The sequence below is a fragment of the Pseudomonas azadiae genome, assembly GCF_019145355.1.
Lineage (GTDB): Bacteria > Pseudomonadota > Gammaproteobacteria > Pseudomonadales > Pseudomonadaceae > Aquipseudomonas > Aquipseudomonas azadiae.
This window is the reverse complement of sequence record NZ_JAHSTY010000001.1, coordinates 2,108,655-2,124,328: the sequence shown is the minus strand read 5'-3', so window position 1 is coordinate 2,124,328 and position 15,674 is coordinate 2,108,655. Positions and strand designations below refer to the sequence as shown.

Below are 15,674 nucleotides of genomic sequence, written 5' to 3'. Positions count from 1 at the left end.
GACGCATAGGTCGGGCGTGCTTATAATGCGTGCGAGTCTTGAAGGGGAACGACGGATGCTGTTACGTGGCCTGACCTGGCTGGTGCTGTTTCAACTGATCGGTACGGCGATCAATCATTTGCTGTTGCCGGTGTTGCCGGGGCCGATCATCGGCCTGTTATTGATGCTGGGCTTTCTGGTCTGGAAGGGCGAAGTCGGCGAACCGTTGAGCCTGGCGGCCAGCAGCCTGTTGCGTTACCTGCCGTTGCTGCTGGTGCCGCCGGCGGTCGGGGTGATGGTGTACGCCAAGGACATTGCCGCAGACTTCTGGGCCATCGTCGGTGCACTGGTCCTGTCGCTGGTGATCGCCATGGGCTTTGTCGGCGTGCTGATGCAGCACTTGGTCAAGCGCAAGGAGGGGGATCAATGATCTTCGACTGGCAGGGTGCGTGGACGGCGGTGATTCATCATCCGTTGTTCGGCATCGGCATTACCCTCGGCGCCTATCAACTGGTGCTGGCAGGGTTTGAGAAGACCCGCTGGATCTTCCTGCAACCGGTGCTGGTCTCCATGCTGTTGGTGATCGGCGTGCTGGTGACCTGTGGCCTGAGCTATGCCGAATACCGCAAGAGCACCGAGATCATGGGCGTCCTGCTGGGCCCGGCGACAGTGGCGCTGGCCGTGCCGCTTTATCTGAACCTGCGGCGTATTCGGCAATTGTTCTGGCCGATTTTTACTACGCTGGTGGTAGGCGGGGTGCTGGCTACCGGCCTGTGTGTGCTGCTGGGGTGGTGGTTCGGCGCCGAGCACAGGATGTTGATGACCATGGCGCCCAAGTCGGTCACGTCGCCGATCGCCATGCTGGTGGCCGAGCAGATCGGCGGCGTCGCGGCATTGGCGGCGGTGTTTGTGCTGATCACCGGGGTGGTGGGCGCGATGGTCGGCCCGGCGCTGCTTTCACGCTTGGATGTGAACAGCGTTGAGGCGCGCGGCATGGCCCTGGGCATGACGGCCCACGCCGTCGGCACCTCGGTCGCCCTGCAGGAAAGCGAAGAGTGCGGCGCCTTTGCGGCGTTGGCGATGAGTCTGATGGGCGTGGCCACGGCGGTGTTCCTGCCGCTGGCCGTGTCGGTGATCGTTTAAACCGGGTTTAAGGAAACCTTTATGAGTCTGGCGCTGTTCCCGCTCAATACCGTGCTGTTCCCTGGCTGCACCCTCGACCTGCAACTGTTCGAGGCGCGCTACCTGGACATGATCAGCCGCTGCATGAAAAAGGGCGAAAGCTTCGGCGTGGTGTGCATCCTCGACGGCACGGAAGTGGGCCAGGCGCCGGACGGCTATGCGCTGGTTGGCTGCGAAGCGCTGATTCGCGACTTCAAGCAACAGGACAACGGCCTGCTGGGGATTCGCGTCGAAGGCGGTCGCCGGTTTCGTGTGCGCGATGCGGGCGTGCAGAAGGACCAATTGCTGGTGGCCGAGGTGCAATGGCTCGAAGAGGCGCCGGACCGGCCATTGGAAGAAGAGGACGCTGACCTGCTGGCGCTGCTCCAGGCCTTGGCCGAACACCCCATGGTGGCGTCGCTGGACATGGACGCCCATGCCCAAGGGCAACACGCCTTGGGGCATCAGCTGGCATATCTGTTGCCCTTCTCCGAGGCCGACAAGATCGACCTGCTGCAGCTCGACGACCCGCAGCAGCGCCTGGATGCGATCCAGATGCTGCTTGATGAGCTGCAGGGCGAGCTGTTTACCTGATGGGACTTGTAGTGAGCGGGCTTGCCCCGCGCTGGGTGGCGCAGCCGCCCCAACCGAGGCGACCTGGTTCTACCTGGAGTTCGGCGGTGCCTTTATTGGGGCGGCTTCGCCCCCCAGCGCGGGGCAAGCCCGCTCACTACAATTTAATAGGCGTAGCGCAGCAGCGCGTGCGATGTGCCGACCAGTGCGATAAAGCTCAGCACCGCCACCAGCGCCGGGAGCAGCAGCCACCAAACTTTTTGCGACATGGCCGGCAGCGGGCTTCGGTATTCGCTGATGCCCAGGCTGAACGCACACACCGTCATGGCCAGCAGCGTGCCGGCGAGAATGTCGGTGGGCCAATGGGCGCCGAGGTAAACCCGCGACAGCGCGATGAATGCCGCGGGAATACAACCCAGCAGCATCCAGGTCAGGCGCAGCCGCGTGGGTTGGCCGCGCCCGGCCAGTACCGCCAGGGCCAGGAAAAACGCGAACGCGCCGGACGCGTGGCCGCTGGGCATGCTGAAACTGGTCAAGGGGTCTGTCAGGATTTCCGGGCGGCCACGCGCGAAAAACAGCTTGGTCCCGGTGTTGATCACCGCAGCCCCGGCCAGCGTTACGCCGACAAACAGCGCATGCCGCCATTGCCGCGCCAGCAGCAGCAGGCCGGTAAAGAGGGCGCTGGCCACGAACATCTTCTTGAATTCGCCCAACTGGGTGATGCGCACCATCACTTCGTCCAGCCAGGGGCTGCGGTGTTCCTGCACCAGGGCGCTCAGGCCGTGGTCGAAGTTATCCAGCGAGTGGTAGCCGATAAACAGCGCAATCAACAGCACCAGGCTGGCGCAACCAATCCACAAGGTGGCGCGACGATGGCCGCGCAGGCTGCTGTTCAGGCTCAGCCCGATCACCACCGCGAGGCACCCCGCGACCACCGCCGCCTCGGGCCAGAACCCTTCGGGCAATGGCAGGCGGAAGGCGGCGCCGGTCGCCCAGCCCGGTAACAGATACGCCACTGACCAGCCCGCCGCCGCCACGACACTCACGATCGCGAAGCGCGGGAAGGGCATGTCGCACATCCCGGCCACCATCGGCAGCATAGGGCGCAGCGGGCCGATGAAACGTCCCACCAGCAGGCTGGCGATGCCGTACTTGTGGAAGTAGGTTTCGGCGCCATTCATCCATTCCGGGTGCTGGCGCAGGCCGGGCAGGCGCCTGATGTTCTGGTGGAAATGTCGCCCCAGGAAGTAGGAAACCCCATCACCCAACAACCCGCCGAGGAAGCCCAGCAGCAAGGTTTCACTCAGTGACAGCGCGCCGCTGCCGGCGAGCGCCGCAATGGCGAACAACAATACCGTGCCCGGCACGATCAGGCCGGCGATGGCCAGGCATTCCACGCAGGCGACGACAAATACCGCCACTGCCAGCCATTCGGGGTTCAGGGTTAACCAGCCGGTAATGCTATCGAGCCATTGGCCCATACAATCCACTCCGTCAATGCATAACATACTTGGAAACACTGGGGATCAACTGTGGGAGCTGGCTTGCCGCAGGGTTCAACGTGAATTCAATTCAAATCAAAAAATAGTCGCGGCCTTCGACCTGGCCCCTGCGCAACGGGTTCCGTGTGCAATAAGGCGCATAGCCAGCATCGACGAAGCGGTACATCAGGTGTTCATCGCGACCGATCGGAATACCCAGGCGCGTGGTCTGGATGATCTGGTTCGGCGTCTGGCCCACATCTTCGACGTAGAGCAGTTCCTGGTCGAAGCGCTTGGCATCCCACATCGGCACCTTGAGCCCCAGGGCTTTGCACAGCAGGGTCTGGCCGGCGCACAGCTTGTGGGACGGGCGCGGGCTGCCGTCGGGATTCGGGTTGTTCAACAGCATTTGCGCCAGGCTGGCCGGGCCGGACAACGCGTCGACCCACGGATACGCCGATTTGATCAGCACGGCATTGCCGGGCCCGTGTGCGCTGAAATTCAGGGAATCGCCGCCGCGGGCGTAGTACATGTAGATGTGACCGCCGTCCAGAAACAAAGCCTTACGCTTTTCTGTGTAACCCAATGAAGAGTGGCTGCCCTTTTCGGCCGCGTAATACGCTTCGGTTTCAATAATCCGCGCCGAAAGCCAGATGTCACCGACGCGATGGCGGATTATTTTCCCGAGCAATTGCTGCGCAAGCATCTGCGCGTCGCGGTCGAAGAAGCTGTCGGGCAGGGCGCTGGCGGGGAGTTGCGGCGATAAGCTGGGCATGGCGGTAAGGGTAAATAAGGCTAAATGTGACGGAATCATAACAACTCCCGCCTTAATTACCGCTGAACACAAGGTTTTTACAGTTCATTTCGACCATCCGCCCCTCACCGCTGTCAGTCAGGCGGCGTCACGGCTATAATCTGCCGCTTTCCTCTTTGCCAAGACTTTCCGACCCATGACTGAGTCCGTTCTTGACTACATGACCCGCCTGGGTCGCGCTGCCCGTCAGGCCTCGCGATTGATCGCCCGTGCGAGCACCGCGCAGAAGAACCGTGCACTGCTGGCCGCCGCCGATGCGCTGGATGCTTCGCGCACAGGGCTCGCCGCCGCCAATGAGCTGGACCTGGCCAACGGCCGCGCCAATGGCCTGGAGCCGGCCCTGCTGGACCGCCTGGCGCTGACCCCGGCACGTATCGACGACATGATCGAAGGCCTGCGTCAGGTGGCCAAGCTGCCTGACCCCATCGGTGAAATCCGCGATATGCGTTACCTGCCGTCCGGCATCCAGGTCGGCAAGATGCGCGTGCCCCTGGGCGTGATCGGCATCATTTATGAGTCGCGTCCGAACGTGACCATCGACGCCGCGAGCCTGTGCCTCAAGTCCGGCAACGCCGCCATCCTGCGTGGCGGTTCCGAGGCCATCCATTCCAATCGAGCCATTGCGGCATGTATCCAGCAAGGCCTGGCCGTGGCCGAGCTGCCCGCTGAAGTGGTGCAAGTGGTGGAAACCACCGACCGCGCTGCCGTCGGCGCGCTGATCACGATGCCAGAATTTGTCGACGTGATCGTGCCGCGCGGCGGCAAGGGCCTGATCGAGCGCGTCAGCCGCGATGCCAAGGTGCCAGTGATCAAGCACCTGGACGGCGTGTGCCACGTGTTCATCGACGTCGCCGCCGACCTCGACAAGGCGATCCGTATTGCCGACAACGCCAAGACGCATCGCTACGCCCCGTGCAACACCATGGAAACCCTGCTGGTGCACGCCGGCATCGCCGAGCGCGTGCTGCCGCCGCTGGCCGCCATCTACCGCGACAAGGGCGTGGAGCTGCGCGGATGTCAGCGCACCCGTGCGCTGCTGGGCGCGGACGTGATCGAGGCGACCGAACTGGACTGGTACACCGAGTACACGGCACCGATCCTGTCGATCAAGATGGTCGACGACCTGGACGAGGCCATTGAGCACATCAATACCTACGGCTCCAAGCACACCGACGCCATTGTTTCCGAGCATTTCAGCGATGCGCGGCGCTTCCTCAACGAAGTGGATTCCGCTTCGGTGATGATCAACGCCTCGACGCGCTTTGCCGACGGCTTCGAGTACGGCCTGGGGGCGGAGATCGGTATCTCCACCGACAAGCTTCACGCCCGTGGCCCGGTTGGGCTGGAAGGCCTGACCAGCGAGAAGTACGTGGTGTTCGGCGACGGTCATGTGCGCACTTGATGGCTAAACGCATCGGGCTGCTCGGCGGCACCTTTGACCCCGTGCACATCGGCCATTTGCGCAGTGCCCTGGAAGTGGCGGACGCGCTGGCGATGGACGAGCTGCGCCTGATCCCCAATTTCCGGCCGCCGCATCGCGACACGCCGCAGGTGGCACCGCAACAACGCCTGGAAATGGTGCGCCTGGCGGTTGAAGGCATTGCACCGCTGGTGGTGGACGATCGCGAGCTCAAGCGCGATAAACCGTCCTACACTGTCGACACCCTGGAACTGATGCGCGCCGAGTTGGCCGCCGACGACCAGTTGTTTCTGCTTTTGGGCTGGGACGCATTTTGCGGCCTGCCCTCTTGGCATCGCTGGGAGGAACTCCTCCAGCATTGCCACATCCTGGTTTTGCAACGCCCGGATGCCGACAGCGAACCGCCGGATGCCTTGCGCAACCTGCTGGCCGCGCGGTCGGTAAGTGACCCCTTGGCCCTGACCGGGCCGAACGGGAATATTGCATTCGTCTGGCAGACCCCGCTTGCGGTGTCTGCCACCCAGATCCGTCAACTGCTGGCCAGCGGGAAGTCGGTACGTTTCCTGGTGCCTGACGCGGTCCTGGCCTACATCGATGCGCACGGGCTTTACCGTGCGTCGAACTGAAAAGGCGCGCTTGAATCTACGCACAGTCGTAGCGCGAGCGCCCGAACATACGAGCAAAACAGGTTTTATATGACGAACAAAGACGTAAGCAAAGTTAAGCGCAAAGGCACGTTCAAAAGTGCTCCGCTGCCGGTTGAAGCCCACGTTGGCCCTGAGCTGGCTGGCGAAGAGCTGGTAAAAGTCGCCGTGGCGGCCCTGGAAGACGTTAAAGCCCAGGACATCCAGGTGCTGGACGTGCGCGACAAGCAGAGCATCACCGACTACATGATCATCGCAACCGGTACGTCGAACCGCCAGATCGGCGCGATGCTCGACAAGGTGCGCGAAGCCGTCAAGGCCCAGGGCGTCAAGCCGCTGGGTGAAGAAGGCAAGGGCGACAGCGACTGGGTGCTGCTGGACATGGACGACGTGATCGTTCACATGATGACCTCCAACGCTCGCCAGTTCTACGACCTGGAGCGCCTGTGGAAAGGCGCCGAGCAGAGTCGTGCCGCCGATGGCAAGCACCACAGCCCGGAAGTGGGCCACGCGCACTTCGACAAGCTCAACAAAGACCAGGAATAAGGAACGGCTGTGCGCCTGCGTCTGATTGCTGTCGGTTCACGCATGCCCAAGTGGGTGGAAGAAGGCTGGCACGAGTATGCCAAGCGTCTGCCCGCCGAGCTGTCGCTGGAACTGGTAGAAATACCGCTCAATACCCGGGGCAAGAATGCCGATGTGGCGCGCTTCATCCGTCAGGAAGGCGAAGCCATGCTGGCCAAGGTCGGCCCCAACGAGCGCATCGTCACCCTCGAAGTGCACGGCAAACCCTGGAGCACCGAGCAACTGGCGGTGGAGTTGGACCGCTGGCGCCTGGACTCGCGTACCGTCAACTTCATGGTGGGCGGTCCCGAAGGGCTGGCGCCGGAAGTCTGTGCGCGGGCGGACCAGCGCTGGTCGTTGTCCGCGCTGACGCTGCCGCACCCGTTGGTAAGGATCCTGATCGGTGAACAGCTGTATCGCGCCTGGACAGTTCTGTCCGGGCACCCTTACCACAAATAATTCGCGCCCCTCCCGATGACCCAGCCGATCCGCATCAAGGACCACGAGAAAGACGCACGTCTTGTACGCGCTCGTGTGGTGTTTGGCGCCTTCATGGTGGTGGGGTTGATCGCGGTGTTGATCGCGCGCCTGTATTTCCTGCAGGTGATCCAGTACGAGTATCACTCCACGCTGTCGGAAAACAACCGGGTGCATGTGCAACCGATTCCGCCGACCCGTGGGTTGATATTCGACCGCAATGGCGTGGTGGTCGCGGATAACCGGCCCAGCTTCAGCCTGAGCATGACCCGCGAACGCTCCGGCGACTGGCAGCAGGTGCTCGACGTGATCGTCGAGGTGCTGCAGCTGACCCCGGAAGACCGCGTGATCTTCGAAAAGCGCATGCGGCAAGGGCGCCGGCCATTCGAGCCGGTGCCGATCCTGTTTGAGCTGACCGAAGAGCAGATCGCGCGGATCGCGGTGAACCAGTTCCGTCTGCCGGGTGTGGAAGTGGTGGCGCAGTTGGTGCGGCATTACCCGCAAGGCCCGCACTTTGCGCACTCGGTCGGCTACATGGGGCGGATCAACGAGAAAGAGCTCAAAACCCTCGACCCGGTCAATTACAGCGGTACCCACCATATCGGCAAGACCGGCATCGAGCGGTTCTACGAGCCGGAACTGCACGGGCAGGTGGGTTACGAGGAAGTCGAGACCAACGCCCGTGGCCGTGTGCTGCGGGTGCTCAAGCGCACCGACCCGGTGCCGGGCAAGGACATCGTGCTGAGCCTGGACATCAAGTTGCAGGAAGCGGCCGAGATGGCCCTGGGCGGTCGTCGCGGCGCGGTCGTGGCACTGGACCCGAAAACCGGTGAAGTGCTGGCGATGGTCAGCCAGCCGAGCTTCGACCCCAACCTGTTCGTGACGGGAATCAGCTTCAAGGCCTACGCTGAATTGCGCGATTCCATTGACCGGCCGCTGTTCAACCGCGTGCTGCGCGGCCTGTATCCGCCGGGTTCGACTATCAAGCCGGCGGTGGCCATTGCGGGCCTGGATGCCGGCGTGGTCACCGCCTCCAGCCGCGTGTACGACCCCGGTTACTACATGCTGCCCAACTACGATCACAAATACCGTAACTGGAACCGCACCGGTGATGGCTATGTCGACCTCGACACCGCCATCATGCGTTCCAACGACACCTATTTTTATGACTTGGCCCACAAGCTGGGCATCGACCGCTTGTCCGCCTACATGGGCAAGTTCGGCCTGGGTCAGAAAGTCTCTCTGGACATGTTCGAAGAGTCGCCCGGCCTGATGCCATCGCGTGAATGGAAGCGTGCGACCCGCCGGCAGGCCTGGTTCCCGGGCGAAACCCTGATCCTCGGCATCGGCCAGGGCTATATGCAAGCCACGCCGCTGCAACTGGCCCAGGCCACGGCGCTGGTGGCCAACAAAGGTGTGTGGAACCGTCCGCACCTGGCCAGGACCATCGAAGGCGAGAAGCCGGTGGATGAAAACCCGATCCCGGACATCGTCTTGCGCGACCCCTCCGACTGGGACAAGGTTAATCACGGCATGCAACAGGTGATGCACGGCGCCCGCGGTACCGCGCGCAAAGCGGCGATCGGCGCGCAATACCGCATCGCAGGCAAGAGTGGTACGGCCCAGGTGGTCGCGATCAAGCAGGGCGAGAAATATGACCGCTCCAAGGTGCAGGAACGCCACCGCGACCACGCCTTGTTTGTCGGCTTCGCGCCGGCGGAAGACCCCAAGATCGTGGTGGCGGTGATGGTCGAGAACGGCGAATCCGGCTCCGGCGTCGCGGCGCCTGTGGTGCGCCAGATCATGGACGCCTGGCTGTTGGCGAGCGACGGCAGGCTCAAGCCCGAATATGGTGGCCCCCCTACAAGCACCGAGGTTACGGCCAATGAAGAGTAATTTTGACCGCATCCTCTCCAGCGAAGATGTGATGCGTCGCCGTGCAACGTTGCTGCAACGTATGCACATTGATGGCCCGCTGCTGATCCTGCTGCTGACCCTGGCGGCCGGTAGCCTGTTCGTCCTCTATTCGGCCAGCGGCAAGAACTGGGACCTGCTGATCAAGCAAGCGTCATCGTTCGGCCTGGGGCTGTTGTCGATGGTGGTCATCGCGCAGCTCGAACCGCGCTTCATGGCGCGCTGGGTGCCGTTGGGTTATGTGGCCGGCGTGTTGCTGCTGGTAGTGGTGGACGTGATGGGCCACAACGCCATGGGCGCGACCCGCTGGATCAACATTCCGGGGGTGATTCGCTTCCAGCCGTCGGAATTCATGAAGATCCTGATGCCGGCGACCATCGCGTGGTACCTGTCCAAGCGCACCTTGCCGCCGCAGCTCAAGCACGTGGGCATCAGCCTGCTGCTGATTGGCATACCGTTCATCCTGATCGTGCGCCAGCCGGACCTGGGTACATCGTTGCTGATCCTGGCGGGCGGTGCGTTCGTGCTGTTCATGGGTGGCTTGCGCTGGCGCTGGATCCTCAGCGTGCTGGCCGCCGCCGTGCCGGTGGCCGTGGCCATGTGGTTCTTCTTTATGCACGATTACCAGAAGCAGCGGATCCTGACCTTCCTCGACCCGGAAAGCGACCCGCTCGGCACTGGCTGGAACATCATCCAGTCGAAGGCCGCGATCGGTTCCGGCGGTGTATTTGGCAAGGGGTGGTTATTGGGTACGCAGTCGCACCTGGACTTTTTGCCCGAAAGCCACACCGACTTCATCATTGCGGTGCTGGGCGAAGAGTTCGGCCTGGTGGGCATCTGCGCGCTGCTGCTGATCTATCTGTTGTTGATTGGTCGCGGCCTGGTGATCACCGCGCAGGCGCAGACGTTATTCGGCAAACTGCTGGCCGGCGCGCTCACCATGACTTTTTTTGTTTATGTTTTCGTCAACATCGGTATGGTCAGTGGCCTGCTGCCGGTGGTGGGGGTGCCGTTGCCGTTCATTAGCTACGGCGGAACTTCGCTGGTGACGTTGATGTCAGCGTTTGGGGTTTTGATGTCGATTCATACGCATCGCAAATGGATCGCACAGGTTTGAATAAGGTGAAGATGTCAATGCAAGTAATGCGCGGCTGGGCGACTCGGCACGCGTCCTGGATGGGCCTGATCGGGCTGCTGGGCGCCACGCAAGAGGCGCAGGCCGGTGACTATGATGGTTCACCCCAGGTCGCCGAGTTTGTCGGTGAAATGACCCGCGACTATGGTTTCGCCGGCGAACAACTGATGGGCGTGTTTCGCGAAGCCCAGAAAAAGCAGGCGATCCTCGACGCCATCTCCCGCCCTGCCGAGCGTGTAAAGCAGTGGAAGGAATACCGCCCGATGTTCCTGACCGACGCCCGCGTGGCCCGAGGTGTGGACTTCTGGCGCCAGCACGAGGCGGTACTGGCCCGCGCCGAGCAGGAATACGGCGTGCCGGCGCAGGTGATTGTCTCGATCATTGGCATCGAAACCTTTTACGGGCGCAACACCGGCAGTTACCGCGTGATCGACGCCTTGGCGACCCTGGGCTTCGATTACCCGCCGCGCGCTGACTTCTTCCGCAAGGAGCTGCGCGAATTCCTGTTGCTGGCGCGCGAAGAGCAGGTCGACCCGTTGACCCTCAAGGGTTCCTACGCCGGTGCGATGGGCCTGCCGCAGTTCATGCCGAGCAGCTTTCGCGCCTATGCGGTGGATTTCGACGGTGACGGCCATATCAATATCTGGAGCAACCCCGACGACGCCATCGGCAGCGTGGCCAGCTACTTCAAGCGCCACGGCTGGGCGGCGGGCGAACCGGTGGTGGCCCGCGCAGAGGTCGCCGGCGATCGCGCCGACGAGGGCCTGACCCAGGGCATCGAGCCGGTGAAGACGGTCGGGGAGTTGCGGGCGCTGGGCTGGTCGAGTCAGAATGCGCTGCCTGACGATATGCCAGTGACGGCGTTCCGCCTTGAAGGCGAAAACGGCCCGGAATACTGGATGGGCCTGAGGAATTTTTACGCAATCACGCGTTATAACCGCAGTGTGATGTACGCCATGGCCGTGCATCAACTGTCAGACATGCTGGTCCAAGCACGGGGCAACAAGTAATGCGGGCATCGCTGTTCAATCAACCGCTCAAGCTGGTGGCGTTCGCCGCGTTGTCCCTGCTGGTCGTCAGTTGTTCCACCAGCCGGGCACCGGTGCAGCAGAAATCCGGCGGCGCAGTGGTCCGTGCCCAGCCGGGCCTGGATATCAACCGCGCGCACAAAGACGGCGCGCCGTGGTGGGACGTCGACGTGTCGAAGATCCCGGACGCCACGCCGACCCTGCACACCGGCCCGTACAAGGCCAACCCCTATACCGTGCTCGGCAAGAACTACTTCCCGCTGCAGGATTCCAAGACCTACGTGCAATCGGGCACGGCGTCCTGGTACGGCACCAAGTTTCATGGCCAGAACACCGCCAACGGCGAAGTGTATGACCTGTACGGCATGAGCGCGGCCCACAAAACCTTGCCGCTGCCCAGCTATGTACGCGTGACCAACCTGGACAACAACCGCACCGTGATCCTGCGGGTCAACGACCGTGGGCCGTTCTATTCGGACCGCATCATCGACTTGTCCTACGCGGCCGCGAAGAAGCTCGGTTACGCCGAAACCGGTACCGCGCGCGTGAAGGTCGAAGGTATCGACCCTGCGCAGTATTGGGCCCAGCGTGGCAAACCGGCGCCGTTGATGCTCAATGAGCCACCGACCCAGCAGCCGCAAATGACCGCCTCGACGGGCAAGATCGAGCAATGGACGCCGCCGCCACAGCAGCACGCGCCGGACACGGTCGTGGTGCCCAGGGCTGCGCCGGGCGCAGCGGCAGCGGGTGGCCAATACCTGCAGGTCGGCGCTTTCGCCAACCCCGACGCGGCAGAACTGTTAAGGTCCAAACTCAGCGGCATGGTCAACGCGCCTGTCTTCATCAGCTCCATCGTGCGTAACCAGCAGACCCTGCACCGGGTGCGCATGGGCCCGATCGGCTCGCCGAGCGAGGTCGCGCAAGTGCAGAACAGCGTGCGCCTGGCCAACCTGGGGCAACCCAGCGTCGTCACGGCTGAATAATAAAGCATTGATGGCTCTGGCTCGTCGGGCCTGGGCTGTGGTTGTTGGCTCGTTGAACAATAAAAACCCAGGGGCAAGGGGTGGAGCGGGCAACCGAACACGCGACAGTCTGGCAACGGGCTGTCTGAATAAGTTTTGCCCGCGAGGGCAAGTTTCCATAAGCAATTTCGAGAGACGGATGAACATCACCACCTTAGCCAAACGCACGTGCCTGCTTCTTTCGCTGATCATCACCCCGGCCGCCTGGGCGGTTGAAATGGTGCCGGCTTCCCCGCAACTGGCCGCCAAGTCCTGGGTCCTCATGGATGCTGCCAGTGGCAACGTGCTGGTCGAGAGCAACGGTGACCAGCGCCTGCCGCCGGCCAGCCTGACCAAACTGATGACCGCCTACATCGCGACCCTGGAAATCCGTCGCGGCCAGATCGGCGAGAACGACCCGGTGACCGTCAGCGAAAACGCCTGGCGTACCGGCGGTTCGCGGATGTTCATCAAGGTCGGCTCGCAGGTCACGGTGAGCGACCTGCTGCACGGCATCATCATCCAGTCCGGTAACGACGCCAGCGTCGCCCTGGCCGAGCACATCGCCGGCAGCGAAGACGCGTTCGCCGACATGATGAACAAAACGGCCGGCGACCTGGGCATGACCAACAGCCACTTCATGAACCCGACCGGCTTGCCGAACCCAGAGCATTATTCGTCGGCTCACGACATGGCGTTGTTGGCGCGCGCGATCATTCGCGTCGACCCGGTGCACTATGCGATCTACTCCCAGAAGGAGTTCTTCTGGAACAACATCAAGCAGCCTAACCGCAACCTGCTGCTGTGGCGCGACAAGACCGTCGACGGTCTGAAGACCGGCCACACCGAAGAAGCCGGCTACTGCATGGTGTCGTCCGCCGTGCGTGACGGCCAGCGCCTGATCGCCGTGGTCTTCGGCACCAACAGCGAGCAGGCCCGCGCGGCCGAGACGCAAAAACTGCTGACTTACGGTTTCCGCTTCTTCGAAACCCAGACCTTCTACCAGAAGGGTGCCGAGCTTGCGACTGCTCCCGTCTGGAAGGGCGCTACCTCCCAGGTCAAGGCCGGCCTGGCCGAAGACCTGACCCTGACCATGCCTAAAGGCCAGCTGAAAAAGCTCGCGGCCAGCATGACCATGAACCCGCAATTGGTGGCGCCGATCGCCAAGGGCGACGTGATCGGTAAAGTCGAAGTCAAGCTGGACGACAAGGTGGTGCACAGCGCCGACCTGATCGCGCTGGACGCCGTCGACGAAGGTGGTATCTTCCGCCGCGTGTGGGATAGCATCCGTCTATTCTTCTACGGCTTGTTCAACTGATTGTGTGCACCTGCAAAGCCCCGCGTTGATCCGACGCGGGGCTTTGTTGTCGCCAAGGCTTACGCTTACGAGGCCGTTACGCCATGACCGATACCGAAGTAAAGGCGCCAAAGATCGAATTCCCGGTGGTGGACTATCCGATCAAGATCATCAGCGATACCGGCGTAGGCCGCAAAGATCTGATCCTCGAGATCGTGCGTAAGCACGCGACGATCAATGATCAGCGTGTGGACGAGCGATCCAGCTCCACAGGCAAATACACCACAATCCAATTGCACATCGTTGCAATTGGCCAAGACCAGCTCTACGACATCAACAGCGAACTGCGAGCCACCGGCTTCGTGCACATGGTGCTGTGATGCCACAGGTATTGGGCTTTCGCGAGCTCGGTCGGATGGACTATGAGCCCGTCTGGCATGCCATGCAGCGCTTCACCAACGAACGCGGTAGCGCGGCCGCCGATGAAATCTGGCTGGTGGAACACCCGCCGGTGTTCACCCAGGGCCAGGCCGGCAAGGCCGAGCATCTGTTACTGCCGGGGGATATTCCGGTGGTGCAGGTCGACCGGGGTGGCCAAGTGACTTACCATGGGCCGGGTCAACTGGTGGCTTACTTGCTGCTGGACGTACGCAAGCTTGGGTTTGGTGTGCGCGACCTGGTGAGCCGCATGGAGGCTTGCCTGATCGAGCTGTTGGCCAGTTACGGCGTGACCGCCGCGGCCAAGCCCGATGCACCCGGTGTGTATGTGGATGGCGCAAAAATCGCCTCCCTCGGCTTGCGCATTCGCCACGGTTGTTCCTTTCACGGCCTGGCCCTGAATGTGGACATGGACCTGGCGCCGTTCCGGCGGATCAACCCGTGCGGCTATGCCGGGTTGGCGATGACGCAACTGAGTGAGCATGCCACACCGATTAAATTTGCCGAGGTAAGTGCCCGGCTGCGTGCGCAGCTCGTCAAACACCTCGACTATGCTGAGCAGACGACCCTTACGGGCGGAATCGACTGACTATGACTACTGATGCAGTGCAAACCATGATCCCGACGGTCGACGTGACCGACCGTCCGGCCCCGGCCCCGCGTGCCAAGGTGGAAGCCGGCGTCAAGCTGCGCGGCGCCGAGAAGGTTGCACGCATCCCGGTGAAGATCATTCCGACCACCGAGCTGCCGAAGAAACCCGACTGGATCCGCGTGCGCATCCCGGTTTCGCCGGAAGTCGACCGTATCAAGGCGCTGCTGCGCAAGCACAAGCTGCACAGCGTGTGCGAAGAAGCCTCCTGCCCGAACCTGGGTGAGTGCTTCTCCGGCGGCACCGCCACCTTCATGATCATGGGCGATATCTGCACCCGTCGTTGCCCGTTCTGCGACGTCGGCCACGGCCGGCCGAAGCCTCTGGACGTCAACGAGCCGCAAAGCCTGGCCATCGCCATCGCCGACCTGAAACTCAAATACGTGGTGATCACCTCGGTCGACCGTGACGACCTGCGTGACGGCGGCGCGCAGCACTTCGCCGACTGCATCCGCGAAATCCGCAAGCTGTCGCCGAACGTGATGCTCGAAACCCTGGTGCCGGACTACCGCGGCCGTATGGACGTGGCGCTGGAAATCACCGCCGCCGAGCCGCCGGATGTGTTCAACCACAACCTGGAGACCGTGCCGCGCCTGTACAAGGCAGCGCGTCCGGGTTCGGATTACCAGTGGTCGCTGACCCTGCTGCAGAAATTCAAGCAGATGATGCCGCACATCCCGACCAAGTCCGGCTTGATGCTGGGCCTGGGCGAGACCGATGAAGAAGTGATCGAAGTCATGAAGCGCATGCGCGAACACGACATCGACATGCTGACCCTGGGCCAGTACCTGCAACCGTCCCGCAGCCACTTGCCGGTGCAGCGTTTCGTGCACCCGGACACCTTCGCCTGGTTCGCCGAGGAAGGCTACAAGATGGGCTTCAAGAACGTGGCATCGGGCCCGTTGGTGCGCTCCTCGTACCACGCGGACGAGCAGGCCAAGCTGGTCAAGGCGAGTTTGGTCTCTTAATACAGAGATGGAGAACACCGCTGATCCAATGTGGGAGCGGGCTTATGTGGGAGCTGGCTTGCCTGCGATGCAGACGCCTCGGTACAACAGATGTACCGAGGAGATGCCATCGCAGGCAAGCCAGCTCCCAC

General features: G+C 62.5%; 17 protein-coding genes. 15 read left to right on the top strand and 2 right to left on the bottom strand.

Annotated features, from left to right (window positions below; all coding sequences use genetic code 11):
• Positions 1-55 precede the first annotated feature (55 nt).
• Genes KVG91_RS09645 through KVG91_RS09635 form a run of 3 tightly spaced genes read left to right on the top strand, consistent with a single transcriptional unit; the run spans position 56 to position 1,734 of the window.
• Entirely contained in the window at positions 56-409 is a 354-nt protein-coding gene (locus KVG91_RS09645; protein ID WP_076952658.1) for a CidA/LrgA family protein, read from the top strand.
• Positions 406-1,122 (top strand): LrgB family protein, encoded by a 717-nt coding sequence (locus tag KVG91_RS09640; RefSeq protein WP_169376733.1) that lies wholly within the window; start codon positions 406-408, stop codon positions 1,120-1,122. Before KVG91_RS09645 ends, KVG91_RS09640 begins: the two co-directional genes overlap by 4 nt.
• 21 nt (positions 1,123-1,143) lie before the next feature.
• Complete coding sequence (locus KVG91_RS09635; protein WP_169376734.1) at positions 1,144-1,734, top strand: LON peptidase substrate-binding domain-containing protein; 591 nt, start codon at positions 1,144-1,146, stop codon at positions 1,732-1,734.
• A 143-nt stretch (positions 1,735-1,877) separates the two neighbouring features.
• On the opposite strand, the gene KVG91_RS09630 is transcribed toward KVG91_RS09635, so the two are convergent.
• Positions 1,878-3,194, bottom strand: a complete 1,317-nt coding sequence (locus tag KVG91_RS09630; RefSeq protein WP_169376735.1) for a bifunctional DedA family/phosphatase PAP2 family protein — start codon at positions 3,192-3,194, stop codon at positions 1,878-1,880.
• A gap of 91 nt (positions 3,195-3,285) precedes the next feature.
• Positions 3,286-3,969 carry a DNA-3-methyladenine glycosylase gene (locus tag KVG91_RS09625; protein ID WP_169376806.1) on the bottom strand — a complete coding sequence of 228 codons (684 nt, stop codon included), beginning with the start codon at positions 3,967-3,969 and terminating at the stop codon, positions 3,286-3,288.
• 175 nt (positions 3,970-4,144) lie between these two features.
• Between KVG91_RS09625 and KVG91_RS09620 the strand changes: the two genes are divergently transcribed.
• The 12 genes from KVG91_RS09620 (at position 4,145) to lipA (ending at position 15,543) form a co-directional block, all read left to right on the top strand.
• Positions 4,145-5,410 carry a glutamate-5-semialdehyde dehydrogenase gene (locus KVG91_RS09620; RefSeq protein WP_169376736.1) on the top strand — a complete coding sequence of 422 codons (1,266 nt, stop codon included), beginning with the start codon at positions 4,145-4,147 and terminating at the stop codon, positions 5,408-5,410.
• Entirely contained in the window at positions 5,410-6,054 is a 645-nt protein-coding gene (nadD, locus tag KVG91_RS09615) for a nicotinate-nucleotide adenylyltransferase (protein ID WP_169376737.1), read from the top strand. The genes KVG91_RS09620 and nadD overlap by 1 nt, the downstream gene beginning before the upstream one ends.
• A gap of 69 nt (positions 6,055-6,123) precedes the next feature.
• Positions 6,124-6,618, top strand: coding sequence for a ribosome silencing factor (gene rsfS / locus KVG91_RS09610; protein ID WP_003237041.1), 495 nt, complete (start codon positions 6,124-6,126; stop codon positions 6,616-6,618).
• A 9-nt stretch (positions 6,619-6,627) separates the two neighbouring features.
• Entirely contained in the window at positions 6,628-7,095 is a 468-nt protein-coding gene (rlmH, locus tag KVG91_RS09605; protein ID WP_003176297.1) for a 23S rRNA (pseudouridine(1915)-N(3))-methyltransferase RlmH, read from the top strand.
• Between the two features lie 15 nt (positions 7,096-7,110).
• Positions 7,111-9,009, top strand: a complete 1,899-nt coding sequence (mrdA, locus tag KVG91_RS09600) for a penicillin-binding protein 2 (RefSeq protein WP_169376738.1) — start codon at positions 7,111-7,113, stop codon at positions 9,007-9,009.
• Positions 9,010-9,040: 31 nt separating this feature from the next.
• Positions 9,041-10,144, top strand: coding sequence for a rod shape-determining protein RodA (gene rodA / locus KVG91_RS09595; protein WP_169376807.1), 1,104 nt, complete (start codon positions 9,041-9,043; stop codon positions 10,142-10,144).
• Positions 10,145-10,161: 17 nt separating this feature from the next.
• Positions 10,162-11,172, top strand: coding sequence for a lytic murein transglycosylase B (gene mltB / locus KVG91_RS09590; protein WP_169376739.1), 1,011 nt, complete (start codon positions 10,162-10,164; stop codon positions 11,170-11,172).
• Positions 11,172-12,173, top strand: a complete 1,002-nt coding sequence (locus KVG91_RS09585; protein ID WP_169376740.1) for a septal ring lytic transglycosylase RlpA family protein — start codon at positions 11,172-11,174, stop codon at positions 12,171-12,173. The genes mltB and KVG91_RS09585 overlap by 1 nt, the downstream gene beginning before the upstream one ends.
• Positions 12,174-12,351: 178 nt before the next feature.
• The gene (locus KVG91_RS09580) at positions 12,352-13,509 is read left to right on the top strand and encodes a D-alanyl-D-alanine carboxypeptidase family protein (protein WP_169376741.1); all 1,158 of its coding nucleotides are present in this window, start codon (positions 12,352-12,354) and stop codon (positions 13,507-13,509) included.
• Between the two features lie 83 nt (positions 13,510-13,592).
• Complete coding sequence (locus KVG91_RS09575; RefSeq protein ID WP_048724650.1) at positions 13,593-13,868, top strand: DUF493 domain-containing protein; 276 nt, start codon at positions 13,593-13,595, stop codon at positions 13,866-13,868.
• Positions 13,868-14,515, top strand: a complete 648-nt coding sequence (gene lipB / locus KVG91_RS09570; RefSeq protein WP_169376742.1) for a lipoyl(octanoyl) transferase LipB — start codon at positions 13,868-13,870, stop codon at positions 14,513-14,515. The genes KVG91_RS09575 and lipB overlap by 1 nt, the downstream gene beginning before the upstream one ends.
• Before the next feature lie 26 nt (positions 14,516-14,541).
• The gene (gene lipA, locus KVG91_RS09565) at positions 14,542-15,543 is read left to right on the top strand and encodes a lipoyl synthase (protein ID WP_169376808.1); all 1,002 of its coding nucleotides are present in this window, start codon (positions 14,542-14,544) and stop codon (positions 15,541-15,543) included.
• Positions 15,544-15,674 lie beyond the last annotated feature (131 nt).

What these genes read in the sequence shown, in the direction of transcription:
- KVG91_RS09645 (WP_076952658.1), top strand. Translation starts at nt 56, where the DNA reads ATGCTGTTACGTGGCCTGACCTGGCTGGTGCTGTTTCAACTGATCGGT.
- KVG91_RS09640 (WP_169376733.1), top strand. Translation starts at nt 406, where the DNA reads ATGATCTTCGACTGGCAGGGTGCGTGGACGGCGGTGATTCATCATCCG.
- KVG91_RS09635 (WP_169376734.1), top strand. Translation starts at nt 1,144, where the DNA reads ATGAGTCTGGCGCTGTTCCCGCTCAATACCGTGCTGTTCCCTGGCTGC.
- KVG91_RS09630 (WP_169376735.1), bottom strand. Translation starts at nt 3,194, where the DNA reads ATGGGCCAATGGCTCGATAGCATTACCGGCTGGTTAACCCTGAACCCC.
- KVG91_RS09625 (WP_169376806.1), bottom strand. Translation starts at nt 3,969, where the DNA reads ATGCCCAGCTTATCGCCGCAACTCCCCGCCAGCGCCCTGCCCGACAGC.
- KVG91_RS09620 (WP_169376736.1), top strand. Translation starts at nt 4,145, where the DNA reads ATGACTGAGTCCGTTCTTGACTACATGACCCGCCTGGGTCGCGCTGCC.
- nadD (WP_169376737.1), top strand. Translation starts at nt 5,410, where the DNA reads ATGGCTAAACGCATCGGGCTGCTCGGCGGCACCTTTGACCCCGTGCAC.
- rsfS (WP_003237041.1), top strand. Translation starts at nt 6,124, where the DNA reads ATGACGAACAAAGACGTAAGCAAAGTTAAGCGCAAAGGCACGTTCAAA.
- mrdA (WP_169376738.1), top strand. Translation starts at nt 7,111, where the DNA reads ATGACCCAGCCGATCCGCATCAAGGACCACGAGAAAGACGCACGTCTT.
- rodA (WP_169376807.1), top strand. Translation starts at nt 9,041, where the DNA reads ATGCGTCGCCGTGCAACGTTGCTGCAACGTATGCACATTGATGGCCCG.
- mltB (WP_169376739.1), top strand. Translation starts at nt 10,162, where the DNA reads ATGCAAGTAATGCGCGGCTGGGCGACTCGGCACGCGTCCTGGATGGGC.
- KVG91_RS09585 (WP_169376740.1), top strand. Translation starts at nt 11,172, where the DNA reads ATGCGGGCATCGCTGTTCAATCAACCGCTCAAGCTGGTGGCGTTCGCC.
- KVG91_RS09580 (WP_169376741.1), top strand. Translation starts at nt 12,352, where the DNA reads ATGAACATCACCACCTTAGCCAAACGCACGTGCCTGCTTCTTTCGCTG.
- KVG91_RS09575 (WP_048724650.1), top strand. Translation starts at nt 13,593, where the DNA reads ATGACCGATACCGAAGTAAAGGCGCCAAAGATCGAATTCCCGGTGGTG.
- lipB (WP_169376742.1), top strand. Translation starts at nt 13,868, where the DNA reads ATGCCACAGGTATTGGGCTTTCGCGAGCTCGGTCGGATGGACTATGAG.
- lipA (WP_169376808.1), top strand. Translation starts at nt 14,542, where the DNA reads ATGATCCCGACGGTCGACGTGACCGACCGTCCGGCCCCGGCCCCGCGT.